The sequence below is a fragment of the Rhodococcus sp. IEGM 1406 genome (genome assembly GCF_030056745.1).
In the GTDB taxonomy this organism is placed as follows: Bacteria; Actinomycetota; Actinomycetes; order Mycobacteriales; family Mycobacteriaceae; genus Rhodococcus_F; species Rhodococcus_F erythropolis.
The window spans coordinates 123327-142409 of the sequence record NZ_JASHKO010000005.1 but is presented as its reverse complement, the minus strand read 5'-3'; the positions used below and the strand labels follow the sequence as shown (position 1 = coordinate 142409).

Below are 19083 nucleotides of genomic sequence, written 5' to 3'. Positions count from 1 at the left end.
CTACGTGGGAGGGCCGGCCAGGCCCCGACCACAACTGAACCATTCACCACTGCACAGGTAATTCGCTGCAGTGATAAGTAAGGACAGAACAAATGGCAAAGCGCAGCAAGGCGTACCTCGCCGCCGCTGAGAAGATCGACGCAGACAAGCTCTACAGCCCGCTTCAGGCTGCAAAGCTCGCCAAGGAGACGTCGTCCACCAAGATGGATGCAACCGTTGAGGTTGCAGTTCGTCTGGGCGTCGACCCCCGTAAGGCTGACCAGATGGTCCGCGGAACGGTCAACCTGCCCCACGGCACCGGTAAGACCGCTCGCGTCATCGTGTTCGCTGTTGGCGAGAAGGCAGCAGAAGCCGAGGCTGCAGGCGCTGACGTAGTCGGTGCAGAAGACCTGATCGAGCGCATCCAGGGTGGATGGGTCGATTTCGACGCCGCAATCGCGACTCCTGATCAGATGGCCAAGGTCGGCCGCATCGCCCGTGTCCTCGGACCGCGTGGCCTGATGCCGAACCCGAAGACGGGCACCGTCACGGCGGATGTCACCAAGGCTGTCAACGACATCAAGGGCGGAAAGATCAACTTCCGCGTCGACAAGCAGGCCAACCTGCACTTCGTCATCGGCAAGGCATCGTTCGACGATGAGAAGCTGGTGGAGAACTACGGCGCAGCCCTGGACGAGATCCTGCGTGCGAAGCCCTCGTCGGCCAAGGGTCGCTACGTGAAGAAGATCACGGTCTCGACCACCACCGGTCCGGGCATCCCGGTGGATCCGAACCGTACTCGCAACCTCCTCGAGGATGCTGCAGACGCGTAAGCAGTCCGCATACGAACAAGAAGGCCGGCAGGGATCACTCCCTGCCGGCCTTCTTGTCTGTTTCGGGAGAGGGTGATCCCTGCCGGTGGTACCGGTCCAACGGTGGTTATCGATCTAACGGTGGCATCATCGGGGTATGCACGAAGCGTTCCAGTTCCTCGGAAACTTTTGGTGGCTGCTCTTCGTTTTCGGCGGCACCATCGGTGGGGCGCTGAAAGGTGTCGCGGTTGCCAACGAAAGGCGGATCGAGCGCCGGCAAGAGCGCTTCCGGCTCAAGCAGGAGACCAAGGTCGCCATCGCGCAGGCCAACGCACAACATCACGCCGACGAAGAAACGCAGCGCCGAGAGCTGGGCAAGGCCATCGAGCAGCACGATGCGGTCGACGCCCGATGGTTCTCGTACGAGCTCGATCCGGTCACACTGCTCGACACTCCGATGATGACGGACATGCGTGAGCCTTTGACGGCCGATTTTCATCGAGCCAAATATCGTGCCGATCTGCTCCGTCCGGGCAATCCGGAGACGATGATCGGCAACCAGCAGGCACAAACCGAGTACCGCGAGGCGGTGCACGCTTACTCGATCGCCTTCGAGATCGCGGAAGCGGAGGCGAAGCGTCGCCGACGGAGCGGATTCACCCTCGATGAACAAGAGCGCCTGGTACGGGCGCAACGTCTGCTGCGCCTGGCCATGGACGAGGGCGCGACGCCGCAGGAACGTCAGAGTGCGTATCGGAAGGCTCACAAAGAACTCGACGGGCTGCTGGTGCTGCCGGACCGAGCTCGGGCAGAGATCGAACACAAGATCGCCAGGGCCATCGGTGCTTGAAGAAACCGGGTGCTTGAAGAAACCGGGTGCTTGAAGAAACCAGCTGCGTGACGAGGCCGATTTGGTTATGCAGCGAGTAGTCAGGTAGTCTTCGACGCGGAGTTCAGTGCTGGATATGAACTTCACCCCAAAATCATGTTCTACCCAAGACCGTTGGTGATTGCACTCAGTAATGAGTGTGGTTGAAAGTCCGGGAGTGCCCGGCGGCCCACGTAGGTGAACGAGGTAGGGGGATAGCTTGATGTAGTGGTTCTACAGTTTGCCTGGTTATGCACTGCTTTGCGTTGCATCGTTACGCTGATTCGTAAGCCTCTTCTTCATGTTTCCTCTGTACGCCCCGTGCGCTTGCGCCGGGGCGTTTTGCCTGTCGCGGACTGTGTCTTCTCGGGTTCACCCCGATGAGGTGCAGCGGTTCCTGAGTGGGACAACGACTGTCACGAGAGGAGGCGAAGTATGGCAAAGCCTGAGAAGGTTTCCGCAGTTGCGGAAATCACCGAGCAGTTCAAGGGTTCGACCGCCGCTGTGGTCACGGAATACCGTGGCCTTTCGGTTGGCAACATCACGACACTGCGACGCGCTCTCGGAGAAGGTGCCACCTACTCCGTCGCCAAGAACACCCTGGTCAAGCGTGCCGCCGCAGAGGCTGGCATCGAGGGCCTTGATGACCTGTTCGTTGGTCCGACCGCCATTGCATTCATCAAGGGCGAACCGGTCGACGCTGCGAAGGCTCTGAAGAACTTCGCTAAGGACAACAAGGCGCTCATCATCAAGGGCGGCTACATGGACGGCGCTGCGCTGTCCGTGGAAGAGGTCAACAAGATCGCGGATCTCGAATCCCGCGAAATCCTGTTGGCAAAGCTTGCCGGCGCGATGAAGGGCAACTTGGCAAAGGCCGCAGGCCTGTTCAATGCTCCCGCTTCGCAGATGGCCCGTTTGGCCGCTGCCCTGCAGGAGAAGAAGGCCGCAGAAGGCGGAGCCGCAGAGGCCCCCGCAGAGGCTGCCACCGAGGCTCCGGCCGAGGCCGAAGCCGAAAGCTGATCCGCACCCGCGCATCACTGCTATAACCCCGCCCGGTCGCGGATCAGCGACATGGGACTTACAGGAAGGACCGCCACAATGGCGAAGCTCAGCACCGAAGAGTTGTTGGACCAGTTCAAGGAGCTCACCCTCCTCGAGCTCTCGGAGTTCGTTAAGGCATTCGAGGAGACCTTCGAGGTCACCGCTGCTGCTCCCGTCGCCGTCGCGGCTGCAGGCGCACCGGCTGCCGGCGCAGAAGCTGCTGAAGAGCAGGACGAGTTCGACGTCGTCCTCGAGTCGGCTGGCGACAAGAAGATCCAGGTCATCAAGGTCGTCCGTGAGGTCGTTTCCGGCCTCGGCCTGAAGGAAGCCAAGGACCTCGTCGAGAGCGCTCCGAAGGCCATCCTCGAGAAGGTTGCCAAGGACGCCGCAGAGGCTGCCAAGGAAAAGCTCGAAGCTGCCGGCGCAAAGATCGTCATCAAGTAAGACGGTTTTCCCGCTGCTCTTCGCGAGTAGTAACGAAGAGGGCCACTCCCCACGGGGAGTGGCCCTCTTTTTTTGAACTTTTTTCGCGGGTGATATGTCGGAATCCATGCAGGTGGGAGGGGTGCCCGAACTAGGCTGTGACCTGAATTATGCTTCTTCCCTACTCGTTAGTAGTATTCGCAGTCACGGGTACCACTCCCATGCGATAGAGTGACCCAACCCACACGGGTGCATGCATGCAACGGACGTCGCGGAGGTAATGGTGGGAGTCGAGGTAGCGGTACAAGGACTGACAAAGTCTTTCGGGTCGCAGAGGATTTGGCAGGACGTGTCGTTGACACTTCCCGCGGGTGAGGTCAGCGCACTGCTCGGGCCTTCGGGTACCGGTAAGTCGGTGTTCCTGAAGTCCCTGATCGGACTGCTCCGCCCTGAACAAGGCTCCATTGTCATCGACGGCACGGACATCCTGCAGTGCTCCTCCAAGGAGCTCTACGAGATCCGCAAGCTGTTCGGCGTTCTGTTCCAGGACGGCGCACTGTTCGGCTCGATGAACTTGTACGACAACATCGCATTCCCGCTTCGTGAGCACACCAAGAAGTCGGAATCCGATATCCGCAAGATCGTGATGGAGAAGCTCGATCTCACGGGTCTGGTCGGCGCCGAGGACAAGCTTCCCGGTGAGATCTCCGGCGGTATGCGCAAGCGTGCCGGACTTGCGCGTGCACTCGTTCTCGATCCCGAGATCATCCTCGTCGACGAGCCTGACTCCGGTCTGGATCCGGTGCGTACGACGTACATCAGCCAGACGCTGATCGACATCAACGCCCAGTCGGACGCGACGATTCTGATCGTCTCGCACAACATCAACCTCGCACGCACGGTGCCGGACAACATCGGCATGCTCTTCCGTCGTCAGTTGGTGATGTTCGGTCCTCGTGAGGTGCTGCTCACCTCTGACGAGCCCGTCGTCAAGCAGTTCCTCAACGGAACGATGATCGGTCCGATCGGTATGTCGGAGGAAAAGGACGAGGCTCAGATGGCGCACGAGCAGGCGCTCGTCGACGCCGGTCACCACGCCGGTGGTGTCGACGACGTCGAGGGCATCGTGCCGCAGATGAAGGCCACCCCCGGAAACCCGGAGCGTCAGGCTGTTCGTCGTCGCCAGGAGCGCGTCCGCCAGATCATGCACACCCTCCCAGCTAACGCTCAGGCGGCAATTCAGGACAGCCTCGACGAGGTTGACGGAACTGGGCAGTACGCTCCCCAGTACGCCGACGCGAGCGGCTATCAGGGGGAGTGGAACGACAACTCGCAAGACACGCAGGTCATTCCTGCATACGAGGGCGATCCCTACGGAAACACGACACACGGGCAAGGGTAGGCATATCGGATGGGGGTTACCCGCAACTCGGTTCTGAGTCCGGTCAACGGAGCATTAACTCAGGCCGGAAACATCGTCGAACTGTTTGTCGACGTCGTCAGGAATACGTTCCGGCGTCCATTTCAGTTCCGTGAGTTCATCGAGCAGGCCTGGTTCATCGCCAGCGTGACAATTTTGCCGACGGCATTGGTAGCCATCCCTTTCGGCGCCGTCGTCTCACTGCAGACCGGTTCGCTGATCAAGCAGTTGGGTGCAGAATCGTTCACCGGCGCTGCCAGCGTCCTGGCGGTGATCCAGCAGGGTAGCCCTCTGGTGACAGCATTGTTGGTCGCCGGTGCGGCCGGATCGGCCGTGACGGCCGACCTCGGTTCACGAACCATTCGCGAAGAGATCGACGCGATGGAAGTCCTCGGAATCAATCCGATTCAGCGCCTGGTGGTTCCGCGTGTACTCGCGATGGTGCTGATCGCTGTGCTGCTCAACGGACTGGTGTCCGTCGTCGGTATCGCGGGTGGTTACTTCTTCAACGTGATCCTGCAGGGCGGTAACCCCGGTGCCTACATCTCGTCGTTCTCAGCTTTTGCGCAGCTACCGGACATTTGGAGCGGTGAGATCAAAGCCGCGGTGTTCGGTGTCATCGCCGGTGTGATCTCCGCGTACAAGGGACTCCACCCATCCGGTGGCCCGAAGGGCGTCGGTGAGGCGGTGAACCAGGCCGTCGTCATCACGTTCCTGCTGTTGTTCTTCGCCAATCTGATTCTGACGATGGTGTACCTCCAGATCGTGCCGGCGAAGGGATCTTGACCTAAATGACCATCGCACGAGGCCGCGGCGATCAGTTCCTGCTGAAGAGCCGCAAAGTTGCCAGAATTCCAGTGAACGCGTTGGACCGCGCGGGCGAGCAGATGTCGTTCTACGCGCGCGCAATCGCATGGACCCCGCGCACCCTGCATCGGTACCGGAAGGAGACGCTTCGGCTGCTCGCCGAAGTGACCTTCGGTAGCGGTGCGCTCGCAGTCATCGGCGGAACGATCGGTGTCATCGCGATGATGTCGGGATTCACCGGTGTCGTCGTCGGTCTGCAGGGCTTCGCCGCTCTGGAGCAGTTGGGTAGCTCGGTCCTGACCGGCTTCCTGTCCGCATACGTCAACACCCGTGAGATCGCTCCGATCGTTGCGGCTCTTGCGCTCTCGGCCACGGTGGGTTGTGGTTTCACCGCTCAACTCGGCGCTATGCGAATCTCCGAAGAGATCGATGCACTGGAGGTCATGGCAGTTCCGTCAGTGCCGTTCCTGGTCACGACCCGCATGATCGCCGGCTTCGTCGCCGTCATCCCGCTGTACATCGTGGGTCTGCTTGCGGCGTACCTCGCGTCGCGAGTGATCAGTACCGTGTTCAACGGGCAGTCGACGGGCTCGTACGACCACTACTTCAATCTGTTCCTGCCACCGCAGGACGTGCTGTATTCGTTTGCGAAAGTCCTGGTCTTCGCCTTCGTGCTGATTCTGATCCACTGCTACTACGGGTTCCATGCCTCGGGTGGTCCCGCAGGCGTCGGCGTGGCCGTCGGCCGTGCTGTTCGCGCCGCAATCGTCACGATCGCCGTTCTCGATTTCTTCCTCAGCCTCGCAATCTGGGGCACCACGACGACAGTGAGGGTGGCCGGATGATCGAGGCTCCGTCAGTCCTGCGCCGCCGTGTGCTCGGACTCGTGTTCTTCGTGGTGTTGGCACTGTTCCTGGCCTTCACCATCGGAACCTTCAACAAGACGTTCAAGGACGTCGTGAAGATCGACCTCGTCACCGACACCGTCGGAAATGCATTGCCACCCAACGCGGACGTCAAGGTTCGTGGTCTGCTGGTCGGCGAGGTGCGATCCGCGTCGACAAAAGACGGTCAGGTCACCTCGGTCCTCGCGATCGAACCGGACAAGGCTGATCTGATTCCGTCGAACGTGACGGCACGTCTGCTCCCGAAGACGCTTTTCGGTGAGCGATACGTCTCCCTGATCATTCCGGAGGGAACCACCGCTGCTCCGATTTCCGCGGGAACGGTGATCCAGCAGGACAAGAGCGGAAACGCTGTCGAGGTCGGCGACGTTCTGGACGGACTGCTCCCACTTCTGCAGGCGATTCCGCCGCAGGATCTGGCGAACACTCTCGGTTCTCTCGCGCAGGGTCTGACGGGACGCGGCGCTGAGCTCGGTCTGACGGTCGATCGTCTCGAGGAGATCTTCCGCGGCGTCAACACCGAGCTGCCCGCGGTGCAAGAGGATCTGCGCAAGTTCGCGGACTTCTCCCAGACGTACTCGGACGCTGCGCCCGATCTGATCAACGCTCTTGACAATCTGCGGACCACGGGTAACACGGTGGTTCAGAAGCAGGAACAGTTGCGGACTCTGCTGGCGTCGCTCACCGTGACATCGTCGGACACCGCAGCCTTCCTCGAAGCGAACTCGTCCTCGATCATCACGCTCGCTGCGGATTCGAAGGAAGCTCTCCAGCTTCTGGCTCAGTACTCACCGACGTTCGGGTGCACGTTCAAGGGCTTCTCGGACACCGCCCCGGAAGCTGCCAAGATCCTGTCCACCGACGCGCCCAATCCTGGTGTGCGTGCGAGTATTCAGATCGTGAACCCCAAGGGTCGCTACCTGCCCAACCAGGACGAGCCACGGCTCGTCGACAACCGCGGCCCGGTTTGCTACGACAACGTCACCGAGCCAGGTCGTCCGTTCCCGCAGTACCCCGGTGGTTCGTACGGTGACGGTTCCTACCAGGTTCCTTCCCGCAATCCCGGTCCCGCCACCATGGAATTCCTGCCTGCACCCGAGGGCTCCGGACCTCAGTTGTTCTCGACCAACAACAGCGGTCCTGCTCAGCAGGCCGGCTACGCGGGCTCGAAACTCGAAGAGGATACGTTGAAGGTGATCTACGGACAGGCCAACGGTGTTGCGCCGGACGATGTTCCGGCGTGGACCACGATGGTCAGTGCTCCGGCATTTTCCGGTGCGGAGGTGAGCGTCCAATGAGAGGACTCGCAGCTCCACTGACAAAGCTCATCATCTTCGTGGTGGTCACCGTCCTGGCGACAGGATTGCTGGCCGCCAGCATCGCCAACCTCGGCGGCGGCGGAGGCACCAAGTTCAACGCCGTCTTCTCCGACGTCACCTCGTTGAACGAGGGCGACGAGGTGCGCATCGCCGGTGTTCGTGTCGGACAGGTCGAGAAGATCGCGATCGTCAACGACAACCAGGCCGAGGTGCAGTTCTCGGTGTCCGACCGTGATTGGTTGCCTGCCAGTTCCATCGCCACGATCCGGTTCCGCAACCTGGTCGGGCAGCGATACATTTCGCTCTCGCAAGGTGAAGGCAGCCAGGGGCAGAAGATCACCGGCGGCGATACCCTGCCGTTGGCGCAGACACGCCCGGCAGTAAATCTCACGACGCTGTTCAACGGCTTCAAGCCGCTGTTCACCACCCTGAGCGCTGACGACGTCAACAAGCTGTCCTACCAGATCATCCAGGTCTTCCAGGGGGAGTCCGGCACCATCAGCGAACTCGTCCGCAACACAGCGAGTTTGACCAACACCGTCGCGGACAAGGACGCCGTCATCGGGGCGGTGATCAAGAACCTCAACGACGTTCTCGACACCGTCAACGCGAACGACAAGAACCTCGATTCGCTGATCGTCAACACCCAGCAACTCGTCACCGGGTTGGCCAACGAGCGCGGTGTCGTCGGTTCGGCCGTCACCTCACTCGCCGGGTTGACCGATGCCACGGCAGATCTGCTCGAGCCGACGCGGCCGTCGATTCAGGGCTCGATCACGGCGCTCAACACGCTGGCGACCACGCTCAACCGTCGTAGTGACGACGTGAACGCGGTGCTCGAGACCTTGCCGGTCAAGCTCGACAAGCTCGCTCGCGTAGCGAGTTACGGTTCCTGGTTCCAGTTCTACCTGTGCGGAATCGACATCGTTGCCGGTCCAGGACAGTCTGCCTCGCTGAATCTGCCCACCGGCCTGCCGACGGTCAATCAGCCGATTTACACCAACGCGGCCACGCGATGCACTCAAGACGGTATGAGGGAGTTGCAAGGTCGATGAGTAAACGTCGCAGTCCGGCAATGGCCGGAGCCATCGGTATCTTCGTGGTGCTGTTGGCCACTTTGTCCGCGTTCTTCCTCGATTCGCTTCCGTTCGTGGGAGCAGGCTCGTCCTACTCCGCCGAGTTCTCCGAAGCTGCGGGTCTCAAGCCTGGTAACGAGGTTCGTATCGCCGGCGTGAAGGTCGGCAAGGTCACTTCCGTCGATCTCGACGGTGACCGTGTTCTCGTCGACTTCAAGGTCAGTGACGCGTGGGTGGGAGATCAAACCTCTGCGTCCATTCAGATCAAGACGATTCTGGGACAGAAGTACCTCGCACTCGATCCGCGCGGAACCGACAACCTCGATCCCAAGGACCGGATTCCGCTCGAGCGCACCACCTCTCCGTACGACGTCGTTCAGGCCTTCTCGGCCGCGGCGGACACCGTCGGCGACATCGACACCGACCAGTTGGCGAAGAGCATGGAGACGTTGTCCCAGGCATTCTCCGAGACACCTGGCGATGTCCGCGCTTCGCTCGACGGTGTCAGTCGGCTGTCGCAGACGATCGCGAGCCGCGATCAGGACTTGCAGAAGCTCTTCGCCGCCACCGGGAAGACGTCGCAGATTCTTGCGGATCGCAACAAGGAGTTCACCCAGCTGATCCGTGACGGCGGACTTCTGGTGCAGGAGCTCAACAATCGCCAGCAAGCGATTTCGCAGCTGCTCACCGGAACTCAGCGCGTCTCTCAGCAGCTCACCGGTCTCGTTCGTGACAACGAGGCGGCAATCGGGCCGGCGCTGACGCAGCTCAACGGCGTCATCGACATCTTGAAGGCCAACAACGAGAACTTGGACAAGGCACTGAAGCTCTACGAACCCTTCATTCGCTTGTACGCCAACGTGGTCGGCAACGGCCGTTGGTTCGACCAGGTCGTCGTGAACCTCCTTCCGCCGGGTCTGCCGGATATTCCGGGCTACCGTGACCCCGTTCGTACGTTGGGAGGCAACTGATGGCTGATACTGCCGAAGCCGGAAGCGGCTCCAAGAAGCGCTCGGTCGCGATCATCGCCGCTGTTCTGATCGGGTTACTCGTACTCGGTGGCGCGCTGTGGTGGGTGTTCACTCGCGCCGGTACCACCAAGATCACCGCCTACTTCGACAAGTCGGTGGGTATCTACGACGGTTCCGACGTTCGTGTTCTCGGTGTCAAGGTCGGCACCGTCGAATCCGTCGAACCTCAGGGAGATCAGGTCAAGGTCGAGTTGCGCGTCGATCGTGGGATCGACATCCCCGCCGGCGCCAGCGCCGCTCAGATCACGCCTTCGGTGGTTGCCGACCGCTACATCCAGCTGACACCGGTCTTCACCGGCGGCGACAAGATGGCCAGCGGTGCAGTCATTCCGATCGAGAAGACTGCGACGCCCGTCGAGGTCGACCAGTTGTACTCCAGCATCGACGAACTCGCGTCGGCGCTCGGTCCCGAAGGTGCCAACAAGAACGGCGCGCTGTCCGATTTCGTCGAGACGGGTGCGGCCAACCTCGAGGGCAACGGTGAAGCGTTGGGAGACAGCATCACCAACCTCTCGGATGCCGCACGGACGCTGAATGATTCGCGTGACAACATCTCGCTCACCATCAAGAACCTGGATACTTTCGTGGGCGCTCTCGCGGCCAACGATCAGCAGGTGCGTCAGTTCAACACCCAGCTGTCGGACCTGACCGGATTCTTGGCAGGTGAGCGCGACGATCTCGGTGCCGCTCTGAACCAGCTCTCGATTGCTCTCGGCGACGTCGCGAAGTTCGTGGCCGACAACCGCGATCAGTTGGTCCAGACAACCGAGGGTCTCGTCGAACCGACACAGACATTGGCGAACAACAAGGAAGCACTGGCCAACACGCTCACCATGCTTCCGCTGGCGATCTCCAACTTGGTCAACTCGTACGACGCCGAATCAGGTGTGCTGGCTTCACGTCTGGCGTTCCCTGATCTGCAGAACCCGGCCGGCGTGCTCTGCAAGTTGATGGACCTCGGCAAGCTGTTGCCCGGTGATCCGCGGTTCGAGGCATTGGGAAGGCAGATGCAACCGGCTATCGACCAGTGTGCAAACGTCGCTGCGATGACCGACGCAGCCAATCAGGCTGCAGGCCTGAACCTTCCCTTCGGCATCCTTGCCGGTTCCGAACGGCAGATGCAGGTAGTTCCGGGCACTGTGCCCGGCGTCGTGTCACCGCGACTGACCAGTGGAAACGGGGAGGGCGAGTGAAGCGTTCATTGATAGTCGGCGCCGGACTGTGCGCCGTCCTGATCTCGGCAACAGCCTGCTCGTCCGAGGGAATCTACGCGGTTCCGCTTCCCGGCGGTCCCGATGTGGGTTCCGATCCGATGCACTTGACCATTCAGTTCGACGATGTCTTGGACCTTGTTCCGCAGTCCGCTGTGAAGGTCGACGGTGTTCCGGTCGGTCGAGTCGACGACGTGTCGGTCGGACCGGACGGATGGACCGCGGACGTCGGAATCATCCTCGACTCGTCGGTTGATCTACCCGCCAACGCAATTGCCGCGGTCGAGCAGACCAACCTGCTCGGCGAGAAGTTCATCCAGTTGTCGGCCCCGCCGTCCGGACCGGACTCTGCGAAGCTGGCCGACGGAGACCTGATTCCGCTCGATCGCACTCGCCACGCCACGGAGATCGAGCAGGTTCTCGGCGCATTGTCGCTGCTGCTCAACGGCGGCGGTGTGGGCCAGTTGCAACCCATCGTCGAAGAACTCGGGGCCGCATTCGACGGTCGCGAGGGCAAGACGAGAAGTCTTCTGGAGCAGGCGAACACACTCATCGGTGGACTCAACGAACAGCGTGACGACATCACCCGCGCGCTCGACGGCCTGGATGTGCTCTCGACCCGCGTCAACGATCAGAACGAGAAGATCGGGAAGATTCTCGAGGAACTCCCCGTTGCGACACAGGTTCTCAACGAGCAGCGCCCGCAGCTGACGCAGATGCTTGCTCAGGTGGATCGACTCGGAACAGTGGGAACCGACGTCCTCACGCAGTCCAAGGACGATCTGATCGCTGATCTTCAGGCTCTGCGTCCAACGCTTCAGGCGCTTGCAGACTCCGGTGACGACTTCGTCGGGGCACTTCCTTTCCTTCCGACGTTCCCGTTCCCGGACGGTGTCGAGAAGATTGCGCAGGGTGGTTCCGTGAACCTCTTCCTGAGCGTCGACTTGCAGATCGGCAACACTCTCTCGGGTCTCGGTGTCGGACAGGGTGAACCGGAATACCGTCAGCCGAAGTTCGGCAATCCCAAGCCGGTAGTCGATCCGTCCAACCCGTACTACAACGGAAACGGACCGCGGCCGGGTTGGCCGACGGTGTCGCTGCTGCCGATCGCTCCGATCCTGCCGCAGATCCCCGTCGTCGCCGGTCTACCCGCCACCACGGCCGGTGACCCGGCAACACCGGCTCCGGCAGCGGACCCACTCAACCCCATCCAGGGAATGCTGGAACAGTTCGGAATCGGTGGTGATGGACAGTGAGATCAGCTCTGGTCAGATGGCAGCTCGTCGGCTTCGTGGTGGTCGCGCTTCTGGGTCTCATCTACGTCGGCGCCAAGTACGTGCGTCTGGACAACCTCATGGGGTTCGGTCAGTACACGGTCAAGACCGAATTGGCCACGTCCGGTGGAATTTTCACCAACGCCGAAGTGACGTATCGCGGTGTGCCGGTCGGTCGAGTGGGCGACATGTCGTTGACCGACGACGGAATTCAGGTCGACCTGAAGATCGACAACAGTGCTCCGGAGATTCCCGCGTCGGCCCGTGCAGTCGTGGCCAACCGCTCCGCCATCGGTGAGCAGTACGTCGACCTTCAGCCCGATACAGATCAGGGACCGTTCCTCGCGGACGGCTCGGTGATCGCGGTGGGGGACACCACAACTCCGATCCCGATCGAGGATGTGCTGACCAGTGCCAACGGCTTGGTCAAGTCCGTGCCGGTCGACGCGCTCCACACCGTCGCCGTCGAACTCGGTGCCGCATTCAACGGCAAGGGCGAGGACATTCAGGTCCTGGCCGATTCGCTGTCCGGTCTCTCGCAGTCCGGGCTCGACACTCTGCCTCAGACGCTCGCGCTGATTCGGAACAGTGAGACGGTACTGACGACGCAGTCGGATCAGTCCTCCGCGATCAAGCAGTTCAGTACCGATCTCGATGCTGTCACGGCGCAGTTGCGGACCAGCGATCCGGACATCCGTCGCTTGATCGACAACGGCATCCCGGCCAGCGATCAGATCGGTGCCCTCATCAACGAGGCGGGCCCGAGCCTGACGACTGACCTGACCAATCTTGCCGCGACCACCAAGACGCTTGCACCCCGAACGATCGCGCTGCAACCGTTCCTGATCTTCCTTCCCGGCCTGGCCGCTGCCGCACCGACGGTTGCTCCCGGCGACGGAACGGTCCATCAGGGCTTGGTGCTCGAGACCAACAATCCGCTCTCGTGCACGGTGGGTTACGAAGGCACCATGGCGATCCTGGACGAGATGAAGCGTCAGAATCCCAATTTCGACGACACCCAGCAGGATTTCCCGCTCAACACCGCGGCGTCGTGTGAGACGCCGCTGGGCAGCGAGACGGGCGTCCGCAGTGCCAACCGCGTGGTGTACGCCGATCCCGACACGATCCAGCCTTGGGACTTCAAGCCGAAGGTCGATCCGGACAAGTTGAACCTCAACCCGATCGCGACGCAGTTGGCACCGTTGCTCGGAGTGACACCGAAGTAGACCGATCCGAATGTGGTCGAGTTTGTGCAGTTCAGGCTACTGAGTTGTGGCAGTTGACGATTCGCGGCCAGAGGCTGGGCAAAACAGGTAAGTAGGGTAGTGAGTGTGATTCAGAGAAACAGTTCCCCGCAGTCCGGCGGGCCCGAGCAAGTCGAATCGGGAGCGCCGACAACCGGTAGACCGAAGGGGCTGACAGCGTCTCTGATTGCGGTCGGTGTCTTGCTTCTGGCGGCAGTGGTTGCGCTCGGTGTGTTCGGCGTCCCGTACGTTCGGGCGCTCACCACCGACCGCACCACAGCCGAGATGCGTGACGACGCGCTGATCGGTGCGCAGCAAGTCGCGATCAACCTCAACAACGCGGATTCGGCGAATCTCGACCAGTCGATCGAGAACATGCGTTCTTCGGTGACCGGTGACGAGATGACGACGTACCTGCAGACCGTTCAGGATTCCATCACCGACGAGTTGCGTAACTCGGGTTCGAAGGCTGACACCGAAGTTGTGCAGTCCGCGCTGACCGAGCTCAATACCGATGACCGGACCGCCACGGCACTGGTCGTCGTTCGAGTCACCACGACCCAGGGCAACCAGTTCGTCAAGAATCAGCTCGGCATGCGGCTGGGCATGGTCGAGGTCGACGGGGTCTGGAAGGCGCAGTCCGCTGATCCGATCGGATCGCGGCTCGATCTCGGCTCGGGCACTCTGCCGGCTGCCGACGGCTCCACGCCTGCTCCTGACGCAACGCCCGCACCCGGTTCGGGGACCGAAGCACCTGCATCCGGTGCTCCTGCACCGACAACCGAGGGTGGTGATTCCGGTGGCCAGTAGTTCGTCGAACCTGCACACCGACATCCCTCGAAGGAGAAGCGCGTAATGCCACCCAAACGTCGTACCGGCGGACCGTCCTCCCCTCAGAACCGTCGGCCGAAGATCGCTGGAAGCGCTCGTTCGCTCAACGTCCCCGCGGGGACGTCCGACTCGGACCCGGTCGAGCCCACGATCGAACAGCCGGAAGAAGAGACACAGGAGGTTGCGAAGCCGAAGGTTGCGGAGCCGACGCTCACGAAGGCCGAGTCCGGAGACATCGAGCCGCCGAAGACGGAAACCGACGCTCCGGAATCCACACCAGGCCCCGATCTGACCAAACCGGCGAAAACCGTCGCAGACGAGCCCAAGGCCCCTGCTACCCCGGAGACGGGCGCGGGGGAGTCGGCGACAACACCTACACAATCCAAGGCCGGTTGGCGCCTGGTCGCGATCCTGGGGGCCGCAGCGGTCATCGTCGCGATCCTCGCCGGCATCGCCTTCTTCAAAGTCGGCGCGAAGACGGACGACATCGCCTGGGTGGACGAAGGCGCCACGGCTGAGGTTCTTCGTGTGACGCCGTCGGCGTTGGCTGCAGTCTTCACGTTCTCTCCCGACACGTTCGACGCCGATTTCGACAAGGGTGTCCAGGGCCTGAACCAGTCGATGCGCGATCAGCTGACCCAGTACAAGGACACGCAGAAGGCCGGCGTCGAACAAACTCAGACGGCAACGACTGCTGATGTCCCGCTGATCGGGATCACACGACTCGAGAAGGACCGGGCGCAGTTGCTCGCCCAACTGAACGTCAGCTCGACGCAGAACGGCGTGGCGGCAGACTCTCGCTCCGGAATGGTCATCGTGAGCCTGGAGAAGCAGGACGGAAACTGGCTGATCTCGGAGATTCGCGACCAGTAGCTCGGAGATTCGCGACCAGTAGCACCTGCGTACCAGCGCGAAGATCTGGACCGACGCACGATGTCGGTCCAGATTTTTCGTATGTGACGTCGTTGCTGGCTACACTTCCGGTGGCAGTGTTCGAATGCGCGTCACGAATGTTCGAATGCTGCGACACGCGCTCTCGCCCTTGACGGAGCGGTCCGCAAGGTCCACTCTGATCGGTGAACACGCACGGACGAGTGATCGGCAGTCTCACGTCAGTATCTGAATTCGACCCTCAGTTACACCCGACTCGACATTTCCAGAGTAAGGGTGTACTTTTGGACGTTGCGCTGGCTGCCTCCTGTCCACCCCTCGTCTCAACCGCTGCGAAGTCAAGTACTTCTTGCTTTCTGCGACGGGTTTCGTTCGGGTTGTAACCAGCGAAATTCGAAGCAGATACAGCGGCGGTCGCAACAGCACGGAGCGGCCCGCGTGAGGTGCTGGAAGGACGCATCTTGGCAGTCTCTAGCCAGACCAAGGCAGTTTCCGGAATCCCCGGAGCCCCGAAGAGGGTTTCGTTCGCGAAAGTTCGCGAACCCCTCGAAGTTCCCGGGCTTCTTGACGTACAGACAGATTCGTTCGAGTGGCTGATCGGCGCGCAGAGTTGGCGTGAACGAGCAGCGGCACTCGGCGACAATGCAGTGTCCGGTGGTCTCGAGGACATCCTCGCGGAGCTTTCTCCGATCGAGGATTTCAACGGCACTATGTCGCTGTCCTTCTCCGACCCTCGATTCGACGAGGTCAAGGCCTCGACGGACGAGTGCAAAGACAAGGACATGACCTACGCGGCGCCGTTGTTCGTCACCGCGGAGTTCATCAACAACAACACTGGTGAGATCAAGAGCCAGACGGTCTTCATGGGAGATTTCCCGATGATGACCGACAAGGGCACCTTCATCATCAACGGCACCGAGCGTGTGGTCGTCTCGCAGCTCGTGCGTTCCCCCGGTGTGTACTTCGACATGAGCGTCGACAAGAGCACCGAGAAGGATCTGCACAGCGTCAAGGTGATCCCGGGTCGCGGCGCATGGCTCGAGTTCGACGTCGACAAGCGCGACACCGTTGGTGTCCGTATCGACCGCAAGCGTCGTCAGCCTGTCACCGTCCTGCTCAAGGCACTCGGCTGGACCACCGAGCAGATCACGGAGCGCTTCGGCTTCTCCGAGATCCTCATGGCCACGCTGGAGAAGGACAACACCGCCGGCACCGATGAGGCGTTGCTCGACATCTACCGCAAGCTGCGTCCGGGCGAGCCCCCCACCAAGGAGAGCGCGCAGACCCTGCTGGAGAACCTGTTCTTCAAGGACAAGCGCTACGACCTCGCTCGCGTGGGTCGTTACAAGATCAACAAGAAGCTCGGCCTGAACGCGGGTCAGCCGATCGTTGCATCCACGCTCACCGAAGAAGACATCGTCGCCACCGTCGAGTACCTCGTGCGTCTGCACGCAGGTGACACCTCGATGACGGCTCCGGGCGGCGTCGAGGTTCCCGTCGAGGTCGACGACATCGACCACTTCGGCAACCGTCGTCTGCGTACCGTCGGCGAGCTCATTCAGAACCAGATCCGCGTGGGCCTGTCCCGCATGGAGCGTGTGGTTCGTGAGCGCATGACCACGCAGGACGTCGAGGCAATCACGCCTCAGACGCTGATCAACATCCGTCCCGTCGTCGCTGCGATCAGGGAGTTCTTCGGAACCTCCCAGCTGTCGCAGTTCATGGACCAGAACAACCCGCTGTCGGGGCTGACGCACAAGCGTCGTCTGTCCGCCCTCGGCCCGGGTGGTCTGTCCCGTGAGCGCGCCGGCCTCGAGGTTCGCGACGTTCACCCGTCGCACTACGGCCGCATGTGCCCGATCGAGACCCCGGAAGGCCCGAACATCGGCCTGATCGGTTCGCTGTCGGTCTACGCCCGCGTCAACCCGTTCGGTTTCATCGAGACCCCGTACCGTCGCGTCGTCGACGGACAGGTGACCGACGAGGTCGACTACCTGACCGCTGACGAAGAAGACCGCCACGTAGTCGCGCAGGCCAACTCGGCCATCGACCGCGAGGGTCGCTTCACCGACTCGAAGATTCTCGTCCGCCGTAAGGGTGGCGAGGTCGAGTTCGTCGCGTCCTCCGACATCGACTACATGGACGTTTCGCCGCGTCAGATGGTGTCCGTCGCAACCGCGATGATTCCGTTCCTCGAGCACGACGATGCAAACCGTGCCCTGATGGGCGCGAACATGCAGCGTCAGGCTGTCCCGCTGGTTCGCAGCGAGGCACCTCTCGTCGGAACCGGCATGGAGCTGCGTGCAGCTGTGGATGCCGGCGACGTCATCATCACCGAGAAGACCGGTGTCGTGGAGGAGATCTCCGCGGACTACGTCACGGTGATGGCTGACGACGGAAGCCGCAAGACGTACCGGATGCGCAAGTTCGCGCGTTCCAACCAGGGCACGTGCGCCAACCAGCGTCCGATCGTGGACGAGGGACAGCGTGTCGAGGCCGGCCAGGTTCTGGCCGACGGCCCTTGCACCGAGAACGGTGAGATGGCGCTGGGCAAGAACTTGCTCGTCGCGATCATGCCGTGGGAAGGCCACAACTACGAGGACGCGATCATTCTGTCGCAGCGTCTCGTGGAAGAGGACGTCCTGACCTCGATTCACATCGAGGAGCACGAGATCGATGCCCGCGACACCAAGCTCGGTGCCGAGGAAATCACTCGCGACATCCCGAACGTCTCCGACGAGGTCCTTGCCGACCTCGACGAGCGCGGCATCATCCGTATCGGTGCCGAGGTTCGTGACGGCGACGTGCTGGTCGGAAAGGTCACGCCGAAGGGCGAGACCGAGCTGACCCCCGAAGAGCGCCTCCTTCGCGCCATCTTCGGTGAGAAGGCTCGCGAGGTTCGTGACACGTCCCTCAAGGTTCCTCACGGTGAGACCGGCAAGGTCATCGGAATCCGCGTGTTCTCACGTGACGAAGACGACGATCTGCCTCCCGGTGTCAACGAGTTGGTCCGCGTCTACGTGGCACAGAAGCGCAAGATCCAGGACGGCGACAAGCTCGCCGGCCGCCACGGTAACAAGGGCGTCATCGGCAAGATCCTGCCGCAGGAAGACATGCCGTTCCTCTCGGACGGCACGCCTGTCGACATCATCTTGAACACGCACGGTGTCCCGCGTCGTATGAACATCGGTCAGGTCTTGGAGACCCACCTCGGGTGGATCGGCAAGACCGGCTGGAACATTCAGATCGCGTCCGACGGCACTCGTCCCGACTGGGCTGCGACCCTGCCGGAAGAGATGCTGTCCGCTCCGGCCGACTCGAACATCGCCACCCCGGTGTTCGACGGTGCGAAGGAAGACGAGCTCACCGGTCTCCTCGGCGCGACGCTGCCGAACCGTGACGGCGAGCAGATGGTCGGACCCGACGGAAAGGCCACCTTGTTCGACGGCCGCTCCGGCGAGCCGTTCCCGTACCCGGTCTCGGTCGGTTACATGTACATCATCAAGCTGCACCACTTGGTCGACGACAAGATCCACGCTCGTTCGACCGGTCCGTACTCGATGATCACGCAGCAGCCTCTCGGTGGTAAGGCCCAGTTCGGTGGCCAGCGCTTCGGTGAGATGGAGTGCTGGGCGATGCAGGCCTACGGCGCGGCTTACACGCTGCAGGAACTGCTGACCATCAAGTCGGACGACGTGGTCGGTCGAGTCAAGGTGTACGAAGCCATCGTCAAGGGCGAGAACATCCCCGAACCCGGCATCCCCGAGTCGTTCAAGGTGCTCCTCAAGGAGCTCCAGTCGCTCTGCCTCAACGTGGAGGTGCTGTCCTCGGACGGCGCGGCCATCACGATGGCGGACGGCGACGACGAGGACTTGGAGCGGGCCGCAGCGAACCTGGGCATCAACCTGTCCAGGAACGAAGCTGCGACGGTCGACGACCTCGCGAACTAGG

At 61.7% G+C, this 19083-nt stretch carries 16 protein-coding genes; all 16 read left to right on the top strand.

Annotated features, from left to right (window positions below; translation table 11 throughout):
• Positions 1-92 precede the first annotated feature (92 nt).
• Complete coding sequence (gene rplA, locus QM596_RS22570; protein WP_003941982.1) at positions 93-812, top strand: 50S ribosomal protein L1; 720 nt, start codon at positions 93-95, stop codon at positions 810-812.
• Positions 813-948: 136 nt separating this feature from the next.
• Positions 949-1641 (top strand): hypothetical protein, encoded by a 693-nt coding sequence (locus tag QM596_RS22565; RefSeq protein WP_021334067.1) that lies wholly within the window; start codon positions 949-951, stop codon positions 1639-1641.
• A gap of 453 nt (positions 1642-2094) precedes the next feature.
• The gene (gene rplJ, locus QM596_RS22560) at positions 2095-2679 is read left to right on the top strand and encodes a 50S ribosomal protein L10 (protein ID WP_003942074.1); all 585 of its coding nucleotides are present in this window, start codon (positions 2095-2097) and stop codon (positions 2677-2679) included.
• 78 nt (positions 2680-2757) lie between these two features.
• Positions 2758-3144, top strand: coding sequence for a 50S ribosomal protein L7/L12 (gene rplL, locus QM596_RS22555; RefSeq protein WP_003941857.1), 387 nt, complete (start codon positions 2758-2760; stop codon positions 3142-3144).
• Positions 3145-3403: 259 nt separating this feature from the next.
• Complete coding sequence (locus QM596_RS22550) at positions 3404-4525, top strand: ABC transporter ATP-binding protein (RefSeq protein WP_024487305.1); 1122 nt, start codon at positions 3404-3406, stop codon at positions 4523-4525.
• Between the two features lie 9 nt (positions 4526-4534).
• Positions 4535-5329: an MlaE family ABC transporter permease gene (locus QM596_RS22545; RefSeq protein WP_003942038.1), complete on the top strand. Its 795-nt coding sequence runs from the start codon at positions 4535-4537 to the stop codon at positions 5327-5329.
• A 5-nt stretch (positions 5330-5334) separates the two neighbouring features.
• A complete protein-coding gene (locus QM596_RS22540) occupies positions 5335-6195 on the top strand; it encodes an MlaE family ABC transporter permease (protein ID WP_003941894.1) in 861 nt (286 codons plus the stop codon).
• Entirely contained in the window at positions 6192-7553 is a 1362-nt protein-coding gene (locus tag QM596_RS22535; protein ID WP_243617473.1) for an MCE family protein, read from the top strand. The genes QM596_RS22540 and QM596_RS22535 overlap by 4 nt, the downstream gene beginning before the upstream one ends.
• Positions 7550-8629 carry an MCE family protein gene (locus QM596_RS22530; RefSeq protein WP_019744310.1) on the top strand — a complete coding sequence of 360 codons (1080 nt, stop codon included), beginning with the start codon at positions 7550-7552 and terminating at the stop codon, positions 8627-8629. The genes QM596_RS22535 and QM596_RS22530 overlap by 4 nt, the downstream gene beginning before the upstream one ends.
• Entirely contained in the window at positions 8626-9621 is a 996-nt protein-coding gene (locus QM596_RS22525; protein ID WP_003942053.1) for an MCE family protein, read from the top strand. The genes QM596_RS22530 and QM596_RS22525 overlap by 4 nt, the downstream gene beginning before the upstream one ends.
• Entirely contained in the window at positions 9621-10874 is a 1254-nt protein-coding gene (locus QM596_RS22520; RefSeq protein WP_021343467.1) for an MCE family protein, read from the top strand. The genes QM596_RS22525 and QM596_RS22520 overlap by 1 nt, the downstream gene beginning before the upstream one ends.
• Positions 10871-12148: an MCE family protein gene (locus tag QM596_RS22515; RefSeq protein ID WP_020906821.1), complete on the top strand. Its 1278-nt coding sequence runs from the start codon at positions 10871-10873 to the stop codon at positions 12146-12148. The genes QM596_RS22520 and QM596_RS22515 overlap by 4 nt, the downstream gene beginning before the upstream one ends.
• Positions 12145-13392, top strand: coding sequence for an MCE family protein (locus QM596_RS22510; RefSeq protein ID WP_021334066.1), 1248 nt, complete (start codon positions 12145-12147; stop codon positions 13390-13392). The genes QM596_RS22515 and QM596_RS22510 overlap by 4 nt, the downstream gene beginning before the upstream one ends.
• Before the next feature lie 99 nt (positions 13393-13491).
• Entirely contained in the window at positions 13492-14220 is a 729-nt protein-coding gene (locus QM596_RS22505; protein WP_019744307.1) for a hypothetical protein, read from the top strand.
• A gap of 45 nt (positions 14221-14265) precedes the next feature.
• Entirely contained in the window at positions 14266-15114 is an 849-nt protein-coding gene (locus QM596_RS22500) for a hypothetical protein (protein ID WP_283309971.1), read from the top strand.
• Between the two features lie 461 nt (positions 15115-15575).
• Complete coding sequence (gene rpoB / locus QM596_RS22495) at positions 15576-19082, top strand: DNA-directed RNA polymerase subunit beta (RefSeq protein ID WP_019744305.1); 3507 nt, start codon at positions 15576-15578, stop codon at positions 19080-19082.
• The last annotated feature ends 1 nt before the right edge of the window (position 19083 follow it).

Coding starts and splice junctions, on each gene's coding strand:
- QM596_RS22550 (WP_024487305.1), top strand. CDS start 3,404: ATGGTGGGAGTCGAGGTAGCGGTACAAGGACTGACAAAGTCTTTCGGG.
- QM596_RS22520 (WP_021343467.1), top strand. CDS start 9,621: ATGGCTGATACTGCCGAAGCCGGAAGCGGCTCCAAGAAGCGCTCGGTC.
- QM596_RS22525 (WP_003942053.1), top strand. CDS start 8,626: ATGAGTAAACGTCGCAGTCCGGCAATGGCCGGAGCCATCGGTATCTTC.
- QM596_RS22540 (WP_003941894.1), top strand. CDS start 5,335: ATGACCATCGCACGAGGCCGCGGCGATCAGTTCCTGCTGAAGAGCCGC.
- QM596_RS22535 (WP_243617473.1), top strand. CDS start 6,192: ATGATCGAGGCTCCGTCAGTCCTGCGCCGCCGTGTGCTCGGACTCGTG.
- QM596_RS22565 (WP_021334067.1), top strand. CDS start 949: ATGCACGAAGCGTTCCAGTTCCTCGGAAACTTTTGGTGGCTGCTCTTC.
- QM596_RS22545 (WP_003942038.1), top strand. CDS start 4,535: ATGGGGGTTACCCGCAACTCGGTTCTGAGTCCGGTCAACGGAGCATTA.
- rplL (WP_003941857.1), top strand. CDS start 2,758: ATGGCGAAGCTCAGCACCGAAGAGTTGTTGGACCAGTTCAAGGAGCTC.
- QM596_RS22500 (WP_283309971.1), top strand. CDS start 14,266: ATGCCACCCAAACGTCGTACCGGCGGACCGTCCTCCCCTCAGAACCGT.
- rplJ (WP_003942074.1), top strand. CDS start 2,095: ATGGCAAAGCCTGAGAAGGTTTCCGCAGTTGCGGAAATCACCGAGCAG.
- rplA (WP_003941982.1), top strand. CDS start 93: ATGGCAAAGCGCAGCAAGGCGTACCTCGCCGCCGCTGAGAAGATCGAC.
- QM596_RS22530 (WP_019744310.1), top strand. CDS start 7,550: ATGAGAGGACTCGCAGCTCCACTGACAAAGCTCATCATCTTCGTGGTG.